This is a genomic window from Pseudomonas sp. 8209 (genome assembly GCF_028682105.1).
Classification (GTDB): domain Bacteria; phylum Pseudomonadota; class Gammaproteobacteria; order Pseudomonadales; family Pseudomonadaceae; genus Aquipseudomonas; species Aquipseudomonas palmensis.
On sequence record NZ_JANIAH010000006.1, the window covers coordinates 255,011 to 272,298 of the forward strand.

Here is a 17,288-nt window from a genome sequence, read left to right on the forward strand (position 1 = left end):
CCATGACCCACAGCAGCGGCACCCTTTTCATCGTCTCGGCCCCTTCGGGCGCCGGCAAGACCAGCCTGGTCAAGGCGCTCACCGACGACCTCAACCACATTCGCGTGTCGGTCTCGCACACCACGCGGGCCATGCGTCCGGGCGAGCATGACGGGGTGAACTACCACTTCGTCGACCGCGCCGAGTTCGACCGCATGATCGCCCAGGGCGACTTCCTGGAGCAGGCCGAAGTCTTCGGCAACTGCTACGGCACCTCGCGCAGCGCACTGCAGCAGACCCTTGACCAGGGCCATGACCTGATCCTGGAAATCGACTGGCAGGGTGCACAGCAGGTGCGCAAGCTGATGCCCGAGGCGCGTTCGATCTTCATCCTGCCGCCCAGCCAGCAGGCCCTGCGCCAGCGCCTGACCAACCGCGGCACTGACAGCGACGAGATCATCGAAGGGCGCATGCGCGAGGCGGTCAGCGAGATGGTGCATTACGACGAATACGAGTTCGTCATCATCAACGACGACTTCGCCACGGCACTGGACGACCTCAAGGCGGTGTTCCGTGCCAACCGCCTGCAGCGCGGCCAGCAGCAGCAACGTCACAGCGAACTGCTCAGGCAACTGCTTGCCTGAGCAGCGTGCCTCGGCCGCTTAACCGCGGCCGGGCACCGTTGCGTGACGGCGCAGGGTCATGCCCAGGAAGAACGCCGGCGCACGCAGGCGCGACAGCATCATCAGCACCAGGCCCAGCAGGGTGATAATCATCGCGATCACGAACACCAGCCCCAACCCCCCTACATGCGAACCGCTGCCGAACGACGGCGAAGCACTGTCATAGGCTGTCTGCAGGAAAATCACCGAAAGAATGCCGCCGCCCAGCAACGGGCACAGGCCGCGCATCAGGAAGTGACGCAGGCTGTCGGTGAGGCTGTGGCGGAAGTACCACACGCAGGCGAACGCGGTCAGCGAGTAGTAGAAGCAGATCATCATGCCCAGGGCAGTGATGGTGTCGGCCAGCACGTTCTCGCTCAGGGTACGCATGGTCACGTAGAACACGCCTGCGGCCACGCCGGCACAGATGGTGGCATAACGCGGGGTTTTCGAACGCGGGCAGACGCTCGCGAAGCGCTCCGGCACTGCGCCGTAGTACCCCATCGCCAGCAGCGTGCGCGCCGGCGAAACGAAGGTCGACTGCAACGAGGCCGCGGTGCTGGCCAGTACCGCGATCGACATCAGGATCGCCAGCGGCCCCATCACCGGGCCGGCCAGGTGGGCGAAGACGTTTTCCTGGATACGCGGGTTGCCCAGGCCCAGGCCGATATCGCTGATGCCGGCAAACTGCAGGGTGGCAATTGCGGTCACCAGGTACAGGCCCAGAATCAGCAGCACGGTCAGGGTCGCTGCCTTGCCCGGTACGTCATCGCTGCCCACCGATTCTTCGCTGATGCTCAGGCACACGTCCCAGCCCCAGAAGATGAAGATCGACAGCGACAGGCCGGCGGTGAAGGCCGAGAACGACTCCACCCCGAACGGGTTGAACCAGTCCATCTCGAAGGTCAGCGGCGGCGCCTCCGACGACCCGCCGAATGCGGCCATGGCAAAACCCAGCAGCACGATCAGTTGCAGCGCCACCAGGCCGTACTGCACGGTCATGGTGGTGGCGATGCCGCGACAGCAGATCCACACGGCCATGGCGATGAACACGCAACAGGTGGTCACATTGACCAGCAGGTTGTCGGCCAGCGCCGCCACCTCGTGTTTGCCGGTGATCTGCCCGAGGAACAGATAGAAGAAGTCCACCGCCACACCGGCGAGGTTCGACAACACGATGGTGGTGGCGGTGACCAACCCCCAGCCACCGATCCAGCCGATCATCGGGCCGAAGGCACGTACCGACCAGGTGAACGAGGTGCCGCTGTCGGGTTCGGCGGCATTCAGCTCGCGATAACCCAGCGCCACCAGCAACATGGGCAGGAAACCGACGATGAACACCGCCGGCAGGTGGGCGCCGACTTCGCGTACGGTCGGGCCGAGGGCGCCGGTGAGGGTATACACCGGCGCAATAGTGGAAATGCCCAGCACGATGCTGGCCAGCAGTCCGAGCCGGCCCTTGGCCAGCCCTTTGGATTGCCCGCCCACACCTGGGGACAGGCCTGCTTTGTGTTCGCTCATGAGTAGTTGCCGTCACTATTGGTATTATTTTCCGGGCCCCCCGTGGGGTGCCCGCTATCACTCAATGAAACTTGTTGCAGTGCATCGCCGGCTCAGCCGGGTGACCTCATAGGGCCTTCTCCCGGCGCAGCGCATGGGCGATGCAGGCTTCGCGAAACGCCTCGAACAGGCGCAGCGACACCGGGTTTTCGGCAAAGCGGTATTCCGGGTGCCATTGCACACCGACCACAAAGCCTGGGGCGTCATCCATGGACACGGCTTCGATCAGTCCATCGGGAGCTAGGGCTTCGGCGCGCAGGCCGGCGGCCAGGCGATCGATGCCCTGGCTGTGCAGCGAGTTGACCATGAAGCGGGCAGGCAGCCCCATCTGCTCGAATTTCCCCCCGGGCTGGCATGTCACCAGGTGGCGGGGGCTGTATTGCTCTTCCAGCGGCGCATCCTGCGACTCGCGATGGTCCAGGTAGCCTGGCAGCTCCTGCACACGCTGGTGCAAGGTGCCGCCCAGGCTGACGTTGAGTTCCTGGAAGCCCCGGCACACGCAGAACACCGGCACACCCCTGGCAATCGCGGCCTGCAGCAGCGGCAGGGTCAGCCGGTCACGAAACACGTCGTGGCGGGTGCCTTCCACGCTGGGGGCGCCATTGTAATGATGCGGCTCGACATTAGAAGGCGAACCGGTAAAAAGAATGCCATCCAGATGCTCCAGCACAAGGTTCGGGTCGCTTGCGACGTCCCGGGCCGGGAGAATCAGCGGCAATCCGGCAAAACCGGCCGCCTCGACATACTTGTCGCCCACGGTATGCGACGAGTTCTTGCCCAGTTGCTGGCGGCAAGCACTCACACCAATCAGGGGCAGCCGCCCTGCGCGCTCGTTCATCGGTTAAGCCTCCGTTGCAGCTTTATCCAGCCATCACACCGTATGCAGGTACCAGTTGTATTCGAGGTCGGAGATCGACACTTCGAACTCCGCCATCTCGCTTTCCTTGCAGGCCACGAAGATGTCGATGTAGTCGGGGCTGATGTACTGGTTCAGCACCTCGCTGTCATCGAGCTCGCGCAGCGCATCGCGCAGGTTGTTCGGCAGGCTCTGCTCCAGTTGCTCGTAGGAGTTGCCCTCGACCGGCTCGCCCGGGTCGACCTTGTTGGTCAGGCCGTGGTGAATGCCGGCCAGGATCGAAGCCATCATCAGGTACGGGTTGGCATCGGCGCCGGCCACGCGGTGCTCGATACGTACGGCATCGCTGCTGCCGGTAGGCACGCGCACGGCCACGGTACGGTTGTCCAGGCCCCAGCTCGGGGCATTGGGCACGTAGAACTGCGCGCCGAAACGGCGGTAGGAGTTCACGTTGGGGCACAGGAAGGCCATCGATGCCGGCATGGTTTCGAGCACGCCGCCGATGGCGTGGCGCAGGGTTTCGCTGTTTTCGGGGTCGTCGGTTGCGAAGATGTTCTTGCCGGTCTTCTTGTCCAGCAGCGAGATGTGCACGTGCAGGCCGTTGCCCGCCTGGCCAGGGTACGGCTTGGCCATGAAGGTGGAGTCCATCTCATGGTCGTAGGCGATGTTCTTGATCAGGCGCTTGAGCAGCACTGCGTAGTCGCAGGCCTTCATCGCGTCAGCCACGTGGTGCAGGTTGACCTCGAACTGCGCCGGGGCGCTTTCCTTGACGATGGCATCGGCCGGGATACCTTGCTCCTTGGCCGCTTCGAGCATGTCCTGCAGGCAGTCGACATACTCGTCCAGGTCATCGATCAGGTAAACCTGGGTCGATTGCGGGCGTTTGCCGGAGATCGGCGAGCGCGGCGGCTGCGGGCGACCGTTCAGGTTGTCCTGGTCGATCAGGTAGAACTCCAGCTCGAACGCGGCGCAGATATCCAGGCCCAGCGCGTCGAACTTCTCCACCACGCCGCGCAGCACTTCGCGCGGGTCGGCGAAGAATGGCGTGCCGTCCAGTTCATGCATGGTCATCAGCAGCTGCGCGGTGGGGCGCTTCTGCCAGGGCTCGAAGCTCAGGGTGCCGGGGATCGGGTAGCAGATACGGTCGGCGTCGCCGATGTCCAGGCCCAGGCCGGTGCTTTCGACGGTGGAACCGTTGATGTCCAGGGCGAACAGCGAAGCCGGCAGGTTGATGCCTTTTTCGTAGACCTTGACCAGGCTCGCACGCTCGATGCGCTTGCCACGCACCACGCCGTTCATGTCTGCAATCAGCAGATCGACAAATTGCACCTCAGGGTGGGCCTTGAGAAATTCACCCATCTCGTCGAGAGGGATGGCGCACGGGGAGACCGACGTCATGGCTAGGCATCCTTTGATTTTTTATCGGGCGGCAATGGAGGAGGTGTTACTGCGCTATCGGGAGCGGCGATGGTTTCATTTGTTCTTTTTAAGGTTCCCATCGTGGGGAATGCCGAACGCCGCGGCATTGCACGGTCGTTCCAGGTTCTGACAACGTCGCGGGTTGATTCACGACTGCCGCCTCACTATAGAATGGCCCCCACGCAACAGACATTGGCATTTAGGCAAGCAAAGAGTGCACCCATGCAATATCAGATCAGTCACGCCGACCTTTCCCTGGTGCTCGCGCTGGTACGCGGACGCTCCCTGGCCAAGGCTGCAGACCTGCTGCGGGTCGATGTGTCGACGGTGTTCCGCTCGATCCGGCGCATGGAGGCCGCACTGGGCACCGCGCTGTTCGTGAAGAGCCGCAAGGGCTACATCCCCACCGGCACCGCCCAGGCCCTGGCCGAGCAGGCCGAACGCGCCGAGCAGGCGCTGGATGCGGCGCGGGTGGCGCTGGAGCACGGCGAACAGGTGGTCAGCGGCACGGTGCGCCTGACCTGTACCGATGCGGTGCTGCACAGCCTGCTACTACCCGCCCTGGCCGACTTCATGCCGGCATACCCGGCCCTGTCACTGGAACTGGCGACCTCCAACACCTTCGCCAACCTCAGCCGGCGCGACGCCGACCTGGCGCTGCGCCTGACCAATTCGCCACCCGAGCACCTTGTGGGGCGCTGCCTGGGGGCGGCCTCGTATGTGGTGTGCGGGCGCGAGGAGTACCGCGAGCGGCTGGCCGAGGCCCCGGCCAGCGTGCCCTGGATTGCCCCCGACGACTCCATGCAGGACCACGCCACAGTGGTGTGGCGCAGCCAGCAGTTGCCGGGGGTGATGCCGCGCTATCGCTGCAGCGGAATCGCGGCGATTGCACAGCTGGTGGCGGCCGGGCTGGGGGTGGCTGCCCTGCCCGACTACATGGCCGATACCTTGCCGGGGGTGGAACAGTTGAGCGGTGCCCTGCCCGGGTGCAATACCGAACTGTGGCTGCTGACCCGCCCCGATTGCCGTGCGCTGCGTTCGGTGCAGACCCTGTTCGACGAATTGACCCCGCGTTTGCGCGGGATGCTGGGGCGCCAGGAGGGCCAGGCCTGACTTTCGGGCCCCTTCGCCGGCAAGGCCGGCTCCCACGGGGCAGGTGCGCAGTTCTGCAGGCGCCGACCTTGCCGGCCAAGCATTTGAATCCACCCCCACAAGACAGTTGTGCTAGAGCCTCACAACTGGTTATTGTCGGCTTACACAGGTCTCGACGTGAAATCAGCGCTTCCCTAAAGGCTGGTGATTTTTTAAACTATCGAGTCCGCTCGCCCATTCGGGCTGAACACCGCATTTGCTACTGAGGAAGACCATGGCCCGCGTAACCGTTGAAGATTGTCTAGAACACGTGGATAACCGCTTTGAGCTGGTCATGCTGTCTACCAAGCGTGCCCGCCAACTGGCCACCGGCGGCAAAGAGCCGAAAGTGGCGTGGGAAAACGACAAGCCGACCGTCGTCGCCCTGCGCGAAATCGCCGAAGGCATCTGCACCCCAGAATTCATGGCCGAACAGGACATCGTCCACGAAGACCCGGTCTTCGCTGCATTCGGTGAGGACGAGGCCAACGAGGCCGTCTAAGTCCATGCCTGGTCGACGTTGTACGGCGCAGGGCCCACTTTCTCGGCAGGAGCTAACATCGTGCCGAGCATAGACGCCCTCGCCGATCGCCTCTCGACCTACCTCGGCGCCGACCAGGTCAACCTGGTACGCCGGGCGTATTTCTACGCCGAACAAGCCCACGACGGCCAGCGCCGTCGCAGCGGCGAGCCATACGTCACGCACCCGCTGGCGGTGGCAAGCATTCTTGCCGACATGCACATGGACCATCAGAGCCTGATGGCCGCCATGCTGCATGACGTGATCGAAGACACCGGCATCGCCAAGGAAGCCCTCAGTTCCCAATTCGGCGAAACCGTCGCCGAACTGGTCGATGGCGTCAGCAAGCTGACCCAGATGAACTTCGAGACCAAGGCCGAAGCCCAGGCCGAAAACTTCCAGAAGATGGCCATGGCCATGGCCCGCGACATTCGCGTGATCCTGGTCAAGCTGGCCGACCGCCTGCACAACATGCGCACCCTGGAAGTGCTGTCGGGCGAAAAACGCCGGCGCATCGCCAAGGAAACCCTCGAGATCTACGCCCCCATCGCCAACCGCCTGGGCATGCACACTGTGCGCGTGGAGTTCGAGGACCTGGGCTTCAAGGCCATGTACCCGATGCGCTCGGCGCGTATCTACCAGGCAGTCAAGCGTGCCCGCGGCAACCGCAAGGAGCTGGTCAACAAGATCGAGGAATCGCTCAGCCACTGCCTGGCCGTGGACGGTATCGAAGGCGAGGTCAGCGGGCGGCAGAAGCACATCTACGGCATCTACAAGAAGATGCGCGGCAAGCGCCGCGCCTTCAACGAGATCATGGACGTGTACGCCTTCCGCATCGTGGTCGACAAGGTCGACACCTGCTATCGCGTGCTCGGCGCCGTGCACAACCTGTACAAGCCGCTGCCGGGGCGCTTCAAGGACTACATCGCGATCCCCAAGGCCAACGGCTACCAGTCGCTGCATACCACCCTGTTCGGCATGCACGGTGTGCCCATCGAGATCCAGATCCGCACCCGAGAGATGGAAGAGATGGCCAACAACGGCATCGCGGCGCACTGGCTGTACAAGTCCAGTGACGACGAGCAGCCCAAGGGCACCCATGCCCGGGCGCGCCAGTGGGTCAAGGGCGTGCTGGAAATGCAGCAGCGCGCGGGCAACTCGCTCGAATTCATCGAAAGCGTGAAGATCGACCTGTTCCCGGACGAGGTCTACGTGTTCACGCCCAAAGGCCGCATCATGGAGCTGCCAAAGGGCTCCACGGCGGTCGACTTTGCCTACGCGGTGCATACCGACGTCGGCAACAGCTGCATCGCGTGCCGCATCAACCGCCGCCTGGCACCGCTGTCCGAACCGCTGCAGAGCGGCTCGACGGTCGAGATCGTCAGCGCCCCGGGCGCACGACCGAACCCGGCCTGGCTGAACTTCGTGGTCACCGGCAAGGCGCGCACCCATATCCGCCATGCCCTGAAGCTGCAGCGCCGCTCCGAATCGATCAACCTGGGCGAGCGCCTGCTCAACAAGGTGCTCAACGGTTTCGACAGCGCGCTGGACAAGATCCCCCAGGAGCGCATCCAGGCCATGCTGGCCGAGTATCGCCTCGAAGTGATCGAAGACCTGCTCGAAGATATCGGCCTGGGCAACCGCATGGCCTACGTAGTGGCCCGCCGCCTGCTCTCCAGCGAAGGCGAGCAGTTGCCCAACCCCGAGGGTCCTCTGGCCATTCGCGGCACCGAGGGCCTGGTGCTCAGCTACGCCAAGTGCTGCACGCCGATTCCGGGCGACCCGATCGTCGGGCACCTGTCGGCGGGCAAGGGCATGGTGGTGCACCTGGAGAACTGCCGCAACATCAGCGAAATTCGCCACAACCCGGAAAAATGCATCCAGCTGTCCTGGGCCAAGGATGTCACCGGCGAATTCAATGTCGAGCTGCGCGTCGAGCTGGAACACCAGCGCGGCCTGATTGCCCTGCTGGCCAGCAGCGTCAACGCCGCCGACGGCAACATCGAGAAGATCAGCATGGACGAACGTGATGGCCGCATCAGCGTGGTCCAGCTGGTGGTCAGCGTGCACGACCGTGTGCACCTGGCCCGCGTGATCAAGAAACTGCGTGCCCTGACCGGGGTGATTCGCATCACCCGCATGCGCACGTAGCCCTCCCCCTGCAAGGAGTCACCATGACCAAGACCGTCATCACCAGCGACAAGGCCCCAGCGGCCATCGGCACCTACTCCCAGGCGATCAAGGCCGGCAATACCGTGTACATGTCGGGCCAGATCCCGCTGGACCCGAAAACCATGGAGCTGGTCGAAGGCTTCGAAGCCCAGACCGTACAGGTGTTCGAAAACCTCAAAGCCGTGGCCGAAGCTGCCGGCGGCTCGTTCAAGGACATCGTCAAGCTGAACATCTTCCTGACCGACCTGAGCCACTTCGCCAAGGTCAACGAGGTCATGGGCCGCTACTTCGAACAGCCCTACCCTGCCCGCGCCGCCATCGGCGTCGCTGCGCTGCCACGCGGCTCGCAGGTTGAAATGGACGCGATCCTGGTCCTCGAGTAATACCTCGCGCGGCGGGCCGGCCGGCTCGCCGCCGCACTGTTCTGGAAGGACCCCGCCATGCGCCACGCGCTTGCCCTGGCTCTGGCCGCCGCACTGTTGAGCGGCTGCGCCAGCCACAAACCCGAAGACTACAACGGCATCTGGATCAACCAGCAGGCCATCGATGCTGCCGCCAAAGGCGTGAGCCTGCGCAAGGCGCTGCAGGACAGCGGCGGCAACCTGGAATGGAAGGTCAACGTCGCGGCCGAACAGGCCAGCTACACCAACGGTTTCGAGATCGTCGAAGGCCAGCTCAAGGCCGGCGAAAAACAGCGGGACGTGGTATTCCCGGGGAATGAGATACAGACGCTGAGCCTGGATGGCGACGAACTGGTGCAGCACGCCACCCCGATGGCGCCGCAGCACAGCTTCCAGAAGGCCAGCTCTCCCGCCCCAATGGAAGCCCGCACCGGGACCACCTTCGAGCAGGCGCTGTACGGCGCCTACCTGAAGGGTGACTGGAAGGTGATCGAGGGCCCTGGTCAGGGCAATGTCGTGCGCTTCGGCGACACGGGCAGTGTCGAGGGCCTGCCCAATCTGGACCGCTACGCACTGTGCCTGGCCGGCGACTGCGCCAGCATGAGCGGCGAGTACGACAGCCTGTGGCTGGAGCGCAACCAGCAGGGCAACCCGTGGATCTTCAAGCGTGATGGCAAGACGCTGGAAATCCTGCGTGCCCTCAACAGCGCCCAGCCAGACGAGATGCCGCAGCTGTATCCCGGCGCCCGGCAATGGCTGCTCGAGCGCGACTGATCGGGTGAGCCCTCAGGGTTGCGCCGCCAGAATCGCCGCGTAGCCTTCCTTGTAGCTCGGGTACTGTGGCACCCAGCCCAGTGCCCGGGCACGCGCATTGCTGCAGCGCTTGCTGCCGGTGCGCCGCACACGCTGCTGCTCCGACCAATGCGTGACGCCCATGTACTCGCGCAACCAGGCCACCACGTCGGCCAATGGCGCCGGTGCATCGTCCACCCCGATGTAGCAGTCCTCCAGCGCACGCCCCGCCGCATCGGCCTTGAGCAGGAAGGCCAGCAGCCCTGCCGCGTCCTCGGCATGGATGCGGTTGCCGTACAGCGGCGGCTCTTCGGTCACCCGATACCCCTGGCGCACCTGGCTGAGCAGCCATTCGCGGCCCGGCCCGTAGATACCGGTCAGGCGCACGATGCTGGCCGGGATGCCGCTGGCCAGTGCCAGCTGTTCGGCCTGGAGCATGACCTGCCCCGAGTAACCTGACGGCAAGGTGGCGGCGGTTTCATCGATCCACTCGCCGTCCTGCTGGGCGAACACACTGCTGCTGGACACGAACAGCAGGCGCTGCGGTCGCTGGCCACGCTCGGCCAGCCAGCCCAGTACATGCTTGAGGCCCTGTACATAAGCCGCCTGATAGCCCGCCTCGTCATGCTGGCTGGCGGCCACGCAGTACACCAGGTAGTCGGGTGCGACCAAAGGCCAATCGGTCGGGCACTGCGGGTTTTCCAGGTCTGCCGCGATGCCGGCAACCCCCGCGGGCAAGGCCGCCACATTTCTGCGCAAACCGCTTACCGACCAGCCAAGGCCCAGCAATTGCTGGGCCAGACGGCCACCCACATCGCCGCAACCGACGATCAGAACTGAAGGCGAAGACATCCGCACACTCCGTCAGACAAAGCCACAGCCTATCTGTGGAAATCGATAGGCGGCTAGTTAATATGCAAAAAAAGATACTGTGTATCTTCTGTTAACAAGAATTACTTGCAATAATGGCCGCCCAAATTTTGTTCTCGGCCCGACTCGAGGCCTGGAAGGACAACCACCCATTTCTTCTTCATCAGGTCCGGCCAGCATGACACGTATTCAACCTTCCGCTTCGCCAACCCTGTCGCGCGCCTGGCGCGCCATTGCCGCGCTGATGTTCAGCCTGGTACTGGCCCCCGCCGCCATGGCCGATGAGCCCGCCGCACAGAACGCCACACCGGCCGCCGCCGTTGCCCCTGCCGATGCTACCCCGGCCGCACCTGCTGCCCCGGGCGCCGAGCCTGCGGATGCCGCCGCCGCGCCGGGCGCTGCCCCTGTCGAAGGCCAGGCCGACGACGCCACCCAAGCGCTGGTCGAAGACACCAGCCTGGGCATGGCCCACGACCTGTCGCCATGGGGCATGTACCAGAACGCCGACATCGTGGTGAAGATCGTGATGATCGGCCTGGCCATCGCCTCGCTGATCACCTGGACCATCTGGATTGCCAAGGGCTTCGAACTGATGGGCGCCAAGCGCCGCCTGCGTTCTGAAATCGCCCTGCTGAAGAAGGCCACCAGCATCAAGGACGCCAGCGAAACCGCCGACAAGCCCGGCACCCTGGCACACCTGCTGGTGCACGATGCGCTCGAGGAAATGCACCTGTCGGCCAATGCCCGTGAAAAAGAAGGCATCAAGGAGCGCGTGAGCTTCCGCCTCGAGCGCCTGGTCGCGGCCAGCGGTCGCAACATGAGCAGCGGTACCGGCGTGCTTGCCACCATCGGCTCCACCGCTCCGTTCGTCGGTCTGTTCGGTACCGTGTGGGGCATCATGAACAGCTTCATCGGCATCGCCAAGACCCAGACCACCAACCTCGCGGTAGTTGCACCCGGTATCGCCGAGGCCCTGCTGGCCACCGCCCTGGGCCTGGTTGCCGCGATCCCCGCAGTAGTCATCTACAACGTCTTCGCCCGTTCCATCGCCGGTTACAAGGCACAGGTTTCCGACGCTTCGGCGCACGTACTGCTGCTGGTCAGCCGCGACCTGGACCACCAGCCAGGCGAGCGTTCTGCTGCGCCACACATGGTGAAAGTGGGGTAAACCATGGGCCTGCATCTTAACGAGGGCGGCGACGATCTCGCCGAGAACCACGAAATCAACGTCACGCCGTTCATCGACGTGATGCTGGTACTGCTGATCATCTTCATGGTGGCGGCGCCCCTGGCCACGGTCGACATCAAGGTCGACCTGCCGGCCTCGACCGCCAAGCCCGTGCCCAGGCCGGAGAAGCCGGTGTTCCTCAGCGTCAAGGCCGACCAGAACCTGTACGTCGGCGACGATCAGGTGCAACGCGACCAGCTGGGCGCGGTACTGGACGCCAAGACCAAGGGCGACAAGGACACCACCATCTTCTTCCAGGCTGACAAGGGCGTCGATTACGGCGACCTGATGGAAGTCATGAACACCCTGCGCGCAGCCGGCTACTTGAAGGTCGGCCTGGTGGGACTTGAGACGGCAGCCAAGAAATGACCAATACGCGGCATAAACTGGCGCGCTACGGCGTCAGCCTGGCGATTGTGCTGGCCGTGCATGCCGTTGCCGTGGTGCTGATGCTCAACTGGTCGGTGCCCCAGGCAATCGAACTGCCGCCTGCGGCGATGATGATCGAGATGGCGCCGATGCCCGAGCCGGCCCCACCACCGCCGCCGAAGGTCGTGGCCCCGCCACAGCCGCCGACGCCGGTCGAGGAGCCACCACTGCCCAAGGTGGCAGAAGCGCCCAAACCGAAAATCGCGATACCCAAGCCACCGCCCAAGCCCAAGGCCAAGCCCCAGCCTCCGAAACCGGAGAAAAAACCGGAGCCGCCGCAGGACAAGCCGGTCGACCAGGAAACCGTGGATTCCCCGCCAAGCAACGCTCCGGCGCAGAAATCCGCAGCACCGGCGCCAAGCATCGCCGCCAACAGCAATGCCCTGCCTACCTGGCAAAGCGACCTGTTGCGTCACCTTGGCAAGTACAAGCGCTACCCGGAAGACGCGCGTCGGCGGGGCCTGCAGGGCATCAACCGGCTGCGCTTCGTGGTCGACGCCGAAGGCAAGATCCTGTCGTACTCGCTGGCCGGTGGTTCAGGCAGCGCGGCACTGGACCGGGCAACCCTGGAAATGATCCGCAAGGCTCAACCCGTGCCCAAGCCGCCTCAGGAACTGCTCAACAACGGCAGTATCGAAGTGGTCGCGCCGTTCGTGTACTCGCTGGACAAGAAACGCTGAGTTGTTTGTTTCTGTCACACGCACGCAAGTCTGATAACGTGCGTCTATCGATTGCAGCCGCTATGCTGGGCTCGCAACTTCATGGACGCACGTTATGACCCTCACAGAATTGCGCTACATCGTCACCCTCGCTCAGGAACAGCACTTCGGCCACGCGGCCGAGCGTTGCCACGTCAGCCAGCCGACCCTGTCGGTGGGCGTGAAGAAGCTGGAGGACGAGCTGGGCGTGCTGATCTTCGAGCGCAGCAAGAGCGCGGTGCGCCTGACCCCGGTCGGCGAAGGCATCGTGGCCCAGGCGCAGAAGGTACTGGAGCAGGCCCAGGGCATCCGTGAACTGGCCCAGGCCGGCAAGAACCAGCTGACCGCGCCGCTCAAGGTCGGGGCCATCTATACCGTCGGCCCGTACCTGTTCCCGCACCTGATTCCGCAACTGCACCGGGTTGCCCCGCAGATGCCGTTGTACATCGAAGAAAACTTCACCCATATCCTGCGTGACAAGCTGCGCAACGGCGAGCTGGATGCGGTGATCATCGCCCTGCCGTTCAATGAAGCCGACGTGCTGACGCTGCCGCTGTACGACGAGCCGTTCTACGTGCTGATGCCCAGCGAGCATCCCTGGACAAAGAAAGAGACCATCGACGCCAGCCTGCTCAACGACAAGAGCCTGCTGTTGCTCGGCGAAGGCCACTGCTTCCGCGACCAGGTGCTGGAGGCCTGCCCGACCCTGACCAAGGGCAACGACGGCGCCAAGCACACCACGGTGGAGTCCAGCTCGCTGGAAACCATCCGCCACATGGTCGCCTCGGGGCTGGGCGTGTCGATCCTGCCGCTGTCGGCCGTGCACAGCCATCACTACGCGCCGGGCATCATCGAAGTCCGCCCATTGAGCCCGCCGGCACCGTTTCGCACCGTGGCGATCGCCTGGCGCGCGAGCTTCCCGCGGCCCAAGGCCATCGAGATTCTGGCCGACTCGATCCGCCTGTGTTCGGTGGCCAAGCCACCCGCCGCACCTTAGGGCCCGAGCATGACCGAGTTGTCGAAGGTGTCGGTCACGGCACTGAAGGGCGTTGGCGAAGCCTTGGCCGAGAAGCTGGCCAAGGTTGGCCTGGAGAACATCCAGGACGTGCTGTTCCACCTGCCCCTGCGCTATCAGGACCGCACCCGCGTGGTGCCGATCGGCGCCCTGCGCCCGGGCCAGGATGCAGTGATCGAAGGCGTGGTCAGTGGCACCGACGTGACCATGGGCAGGCGCCGCAGCCTGCTGGTGCGCCTGGGCGATGGCACAGGTTCGCTGAGCCTGCGCTTCTACCACTTCAGCAACGCCCAGAAGGAAGCGCTCAAGCGCGGCACCCACCTGCGCTGCTACGGCGAAGCGCGCCCCGGCGCCTCGGGCCTGGAGATCTACCACCCCGAGTACCGCGCCCTGACCGGCGACGAGCCGCCCCCGGTCGATACCACCCTGACCCCGATCTACCCGACCACCGAAGGCCTCACCCAGCAGCGCCTGCGCCAGCTGTGCCAGCAGAGCCTGGGCCTGCTCGGCCCGCGCAGCCTGCCCGACTGGCTGCCGCTGGAACTGGCACGCGACTACCAGCTGGCACCGTTGGCCGATGCTATCCGCTACCTGCACCACCCGCCGGCCGATGCCGATGTCGAAGAACTTGCCGTGGGCCACCACTGGGCCCAGCACCGCCTGGCCTTCGAAGAGCTGCTGACCCACCAGCTGTCGCAGCAGCGCCTGCGCGAGAGCCTGCGCGCCCAGCGGGCCCCGGTGTTGCCCAGGGCGAGCAGGCTGGCGGCCCAATACCTGGCCAACCTGGGCTTCGCTCCAACCGGCGCACAGCAGCGCGTGGGCAACGAGATCGCCTACGATCTCAGCCAGCCCGAGCCGATGCTGCGCCTGGTGCAGGGCGATGTGGGTGCCGGCAAGACCGTGGTCGCCGCGCTCGCAGCCCTGCAGGCGCTGGAAGCCGGCTACCAGGTGGCGCTGATGGCCCCCACCGAGATTCTTGCCGAGCAGCACTTCGTCACCTTCAAGCGCTGGCTCGAACCGCTGGGCATCGAAGTCGCCTGGCTGGCCGGCAAGCTCAAGGGCAAGGCGCGCACCGCCGCGCTGGAGCAGATCGCCGCCGGCGCGCCAATGGTGGTGGGTACCCATGCGCTGTTCCAGGAAGAGGTGAAGTTTCACAACCTGGCCCTGGCGATCATCGACGAACAGCACCGCTTTGGCGTACAGCAGCGCCTGGCCCTGCGCCAGAAAGGCGTGGGCGGCCAGTTGTGCCCTCACCAGCTGATCATGACTGCCACGCCGATCCCGCGCACCCTGGCCATGAGCGCCTATGCCGACCTCGACACCTCGGTGCTCGACGAACTGCCGCCGGGGCGTACCCCGGTCAACACCGTACTGGTGGCCGACAGCCGCCGCATCGAAGTGGTCGAGCGCGTGCGCGCCGCCTGTGCCGAAGGGCGCCAGGCCTATTGGGTATGCACCCTGATCGAAGAGTCCGAAGAGCTGACCTGCCAGGCCGCCGAAACCACATTCGAAGAGCTCACCAGTGCCCTGGGCGAGTTGCGCGTGGGGCTTATCCACGGGCGCATGAAGCCGGCCGAGAAGGCTGCGGTGATGGCCGAGTTCAAGCAGGGCAACCTGCAACTGCTGGTGGCCACCACCGTGATCGAGGTGGGCGTGGACGTACCCAACGCCAGCCTGATGATCATCGAGAACCCCGAACGCCTTGGTCTTGCCCAGCTGCACCAGTTGCGCGGGCGAGTCGGACGCGGCAGTGCGGCCAGCCACTGCGTACTGTTGTATCATCCGCCACTGTCGCAGATCGGGCGTGAACGCCTGGGGATCATGCGCGAAACCAATGACGGCTTTGTCATTGCGGAGAAAGACCTGCAACTGCGTGGCCCGGGCGAAATGCTCGGGACCCGCCAGACCGGCCTGTTGCAGTTCAAGGTCGCCGACCTGATGCGCGACGCCGACCTGCTGCCGGCGGTGCGCGATGCTGCACAGGCCCTGCTGGCACGCTGGCCGGACCACGTCAGCCCGTTGCTCGACCGCTGGTTACGCCACGGGCAGCAATATGGCCAGGTGTGACGTACCTCCCATGTCGACGCGGGCCGCCCCCATCGAGCCGGCTATACTGGCCGCTGAAAAAATACTGGATACAGACCATGACTGAAGTTGCCCTGGATACCGCAACCCCCCACACACCGTCTGTTATCCGGCTGCTGCTCGACAAGCTCGGCATCGCCTACCGCGAGGTCATTGACCACCCGCAGCTGGCGCCCGAGGCCAAGGTCCAGGCCGTGCTGCTCGACGACGCGGTCGGTGCGCTGATGGTGCTGTTCCCGCAGAACCAGCTGCTGGACCTCAGCCACCTGACCGAGCTGACCGGCCGCAAGCTCACCGCCGTGCCGCTCGAGCGGCTCGAACTGATGCTCAAGAAGCACGGCCTGACGATCCTGCCCGCCATTCCGGCGCTGACCAGCTCACCGTGCCTGTACGAGGAGCGCCTGCTCAAGCAGCCGGCCCTGCTGATTCATTCCGGAACCCCCGGCCTGCTGCTGGAAATCCACAGCGAGCACTTCAGGAAGATGCTGGCCAAGGCCAGTGCCGGGCATTTCGGTGTAATGCTCAGCGAGATCCGCCCCAACCTCGACCGTCCGGCCGATGACAGCAAGGAGATCACCGAGGCGGTGCAGGCATTTACCGCACGACGCATCCAGCAGCGCCTGGAATCGACCATCGAGATCCCGCCGCTGGCCGAGACCGCACAGAAGATCATCAAGCTGCGGGTCGACCCCAACGCCACCATCGACGACATCACCGGTGTGGTCGAGACCGATCCGGCGCTGGCCGCGCAGGTGGTCAGCTGGGCCGCCTCGCCCTACTACGCCTCCCCCGGCAAGATCCGCTCGGTGGAAGACGCCATCGTGCGGGTGCTGGGCTTCGACCTGGTGATCAACCTGGCGCTGGGCCTGGCCCTGGGCAAGACCCTGAGCCTGCCCAAGGATCACCCGCAGCAGACCACCCCCTACTGGCAGCAATCGATCTACACCGCCGCCGTGATCGAGGGCCTGACCCGCGCCATGCCCCGCGCCGAGCGTCCTGAGTCGGGCCTGACCTACCTGGCCGGGCTGCTGCACAACTTCGGCTACCTGCTGCTGGCGCATGTGTTCCCGCCGCATTTCTCGCTGATCTGCCGCCACCTGGAGGTCAACCCGCACCTGTGCCACAGCTATGTCGAGCAGCACCTGCTGGGCATCAGCCGCGAGCAGATCGGTGCCTGGCTGATGCGCTTCTGGGACATGCCCGAAGAGCTGGCCACCGCCCTGCGCTTTCAGCACGACCCGCATTACGCGGGGGACCATGCCGCCTTCCCCAACCTGGTGTGCGTGGCGGTACGCCTGCTGCGCGCGCGCGGCATCGGCTCGGGGCCGGACGACCGCATCCCCGACGCGTTGCTGGAGCGCCTGAACATCAGCCGCGAGAAGGCCGAGGACGTGGTGCACAAGGTGCTTGAAGCCGAATCGCTGCTGCGTGAACTGGCGTCACAGTTCACCCCGCACTGACAACCTGAAGC

At 64.8% G+C, this 17,288-nt stretch carries 16 protein-coding genes; 12 read left to right on the forward strand and 4 right to left on the reverse strand.

The window, feature by feature from the left end; genetic code table 11:
- Positions 1–2 precede the first annotated feature (2 nt).
- Entirely contained in the window at positions 3–623 is a 621-nt protein-coding gene (gmk, locus tag NP552_RS15185) for a guanylate kinase (RefSeq protein ID WP_043861574.1), read from the forward strand.
- 18 nt (positions 624–641) lie between these two features.
- Here gmk and NP552_RS15190 read toward each other — a convergent pair whose 3' ends face one another.
- From NP552_RS15190 to NP552_RS15200, 3 genes are all read right to left on the reverse strand, one after another.
- Entirely contained in the window at positions 642–2,162 is a 1,521-nt protein-coding gene (locus NP552_RS15190) for an APC family permease (RefSeq protein WP_274096877.1), read from the reverse strand.
- Positions 2,163–2,268: 106 nt separating this feature from the next.
- Positions 2,269–3,039, reverse strand: coding sequence for a gamma-glutamyl-gamma-aminobutyrate hydrolase family protein (locus tag NP552_RS15195; protein WP_054916675.1), 771 nt, complete (start codon positions 3,037–3,039; stop codon positions 2,269–2,271).
- 33 nt (positions 3,040–3,072) lie between these two features.
- Positions 3,073–4,455 (reverse strand): glutamine synthetase family protein, encoded by a 1,383-nt coding sequence (locus NP552_RS15200; RefSeq protein WP_043861571.1) that lies wholly within the window; start codon positions 4,453–4,455, stop codon positions 3,073–3,075.
- A 243-nt stretch (positions 4,456–4,698) separates the two neighbouring features.
- Between NP552_RS15200 and NP552_RS15205 the strand changes: the two genes are divergently transcribed.
- The 5 genes from NP552_RS15205 (at position 4,699) to NP552_RS15225 (ending at position 9,474) form a co-directional block, all read left to right on the forward strand.
- Positions 4,699–5,589: a LysR family transcriptional regulator gene (locus tag NP552_RS15205; protein WP_054916676.1), complete on the forward strand. Its 891-nt coding sequence runs from the start codon at positions 4,699–4,701 to the stop codon at positions 5,587–5,589.
- A 253-nt stretch (positions 5,590–5,842) separates the two neighbouring features.
- Entirely contained in the window at positions 5,843–6,109 is a 267-nt protein-coding gene (gene rpoZ, locus NP552_RS15210) for a DNA-directed RNA polymerase subunit omega (RefSeq protein WP_043861569.1), read from the forward strand.
- A 60-nt stretch (positions 6,110–6,169) separates the two neighbouring features.
- Positions 6,170–8,278, forward strand: a complete 2,109-nt coding sequence (spoT, locus tag NP552_RS15215) for a bifunctional GTP diphosphokinase/guanosine-3',5'-bis pyrophosphate 3'-pyrophosphohydrolase (protein ID WP_043861568.1) — start codon at positions 6,170–6,172, stop codon at positions 8,276–8,278.
- A gap of 23 nt (positions 8,279–8,301) precedes the next feature.
- A complete protein-coding gene (locus NP552_RS15220) occupies positions 8,302–8,682 on the forward strand; it encodes a RidA family protein (protein ID WP_043861567.1) in 381 nt (126 codons plus the stop codon).
- Between the two features lie 57 nt (positions 8,683–8,739).
- Complete coding sequence (locus NP552_RS15225; protein ID WP_043861566.1) at positions 8,740–9,474, forward strand: hypothetical protein; 735 nt, start codon at positions 8,740–8,742, stop codon at positions 9,472–9,474.
- A 12-nt stretch (positions 9,475–9,486) separates the two neighbouring features.
- Here the strand turns inward: NP552_RS15225 and NP552_RS15230 are convergent, their stop codons facing one another.
- Positions 9,487–10,344 (reverse strand): SDR family oxidoreductase, encoded by an 858-nt coding sequence (locus NP552_RS15230; protein WP_043861565.1) that lies wholly within the window; start codon positions 10,342–10,344, stop codon positions 9,487–9,489.
- A 196-nt stretch (positions 10,345–10,540) separates the two neighbouring features.
- Here NP552_RS15230 and exbB point away from each other — a divergent pair, with 196 nt between their 5' ends.
- The 6 genes from exbB (at position 10,541) to NP552_RS15260 (ending at position 17,277) form a co-directional block, all read left to right on the forward strand.
- Complete coding sequence (exbB, locus tag NP552_RS15235; RefSeq protein WP_043861564.1) at positions 10,541–11,530, forward strand: tonB-system energizer ExbB; 990 nt, start codon at positions 10,541–10,543, stop codon at positions 11,528–11,530.
- Positions 11,531–11,533: 3 nt separating this feature from the next.
- Positions 11,534–11,959: a TonB system transport protein ExbD gene (gene exbD / locus NP552_RS15240; protein WP_043861563.1), complete on the forward strand. Its 426-nt coding sequence runs from the start codon at positions 11,534–11,536 to the stop codon at positions 11,957–11,959.
- Complete coding sequence (locus NP552_RS15245; protein WP_043861562.1) at positions 11,956–12,699, forward strand: energy transducer TonB; 744 nt, start codon at positions 11,956–11,958, stop codon at positions 12,697–12,699. The genes exbD and NP552_RS15245 overlap by 4 nt, the downstream gene beginning before the upstream one ends.
- 94 nt (positions 12,700–12,793) lie before the next feature.
- Positions 12,794–13,714 carry a hydrogen peroxide-inducible genes activator gene (locus NP552_RS15250; RefSeq protein WP_043861561.1) on the forward strand — a complete coding sequence of 307 codons (921 nt, stop codon included), beginning with the start codon at positions 12,794–12,796 and terminating at the stop codon, positions 13,712–13,714.
- A gap of 9 nt (positions 13,715–13,723) precedes the next feature.
- Positions 13,724–15,799: an ATP-dependent DNA helicase RecG gene (gene recG / locus NP552_RS15255; RefSeq protein WP_043861560.1), complete on the forward strand. Its 2,076-nt coding sequence runs from the start codon at positions 13,724–13,726 to the stop codon at positions 15,797–15,799.
- Between the two features lie 77 nt (positions 15,800–15,876).
- Positions 15,877–17,277 (forward strand): aminoacyl-tRNA deacylase and HDOD domain-containing protein, encoded by a 1,401-nt coding sequence (locus tag NP552_RS15260; RefSeq protein WP_043861559.1) that lies wholly within the window; start codon positions 15,877–15,879, stop codon positions 17,275–17,277.
- Positions 17,278–17,288 lie beyond the last annotated feature (11 nt).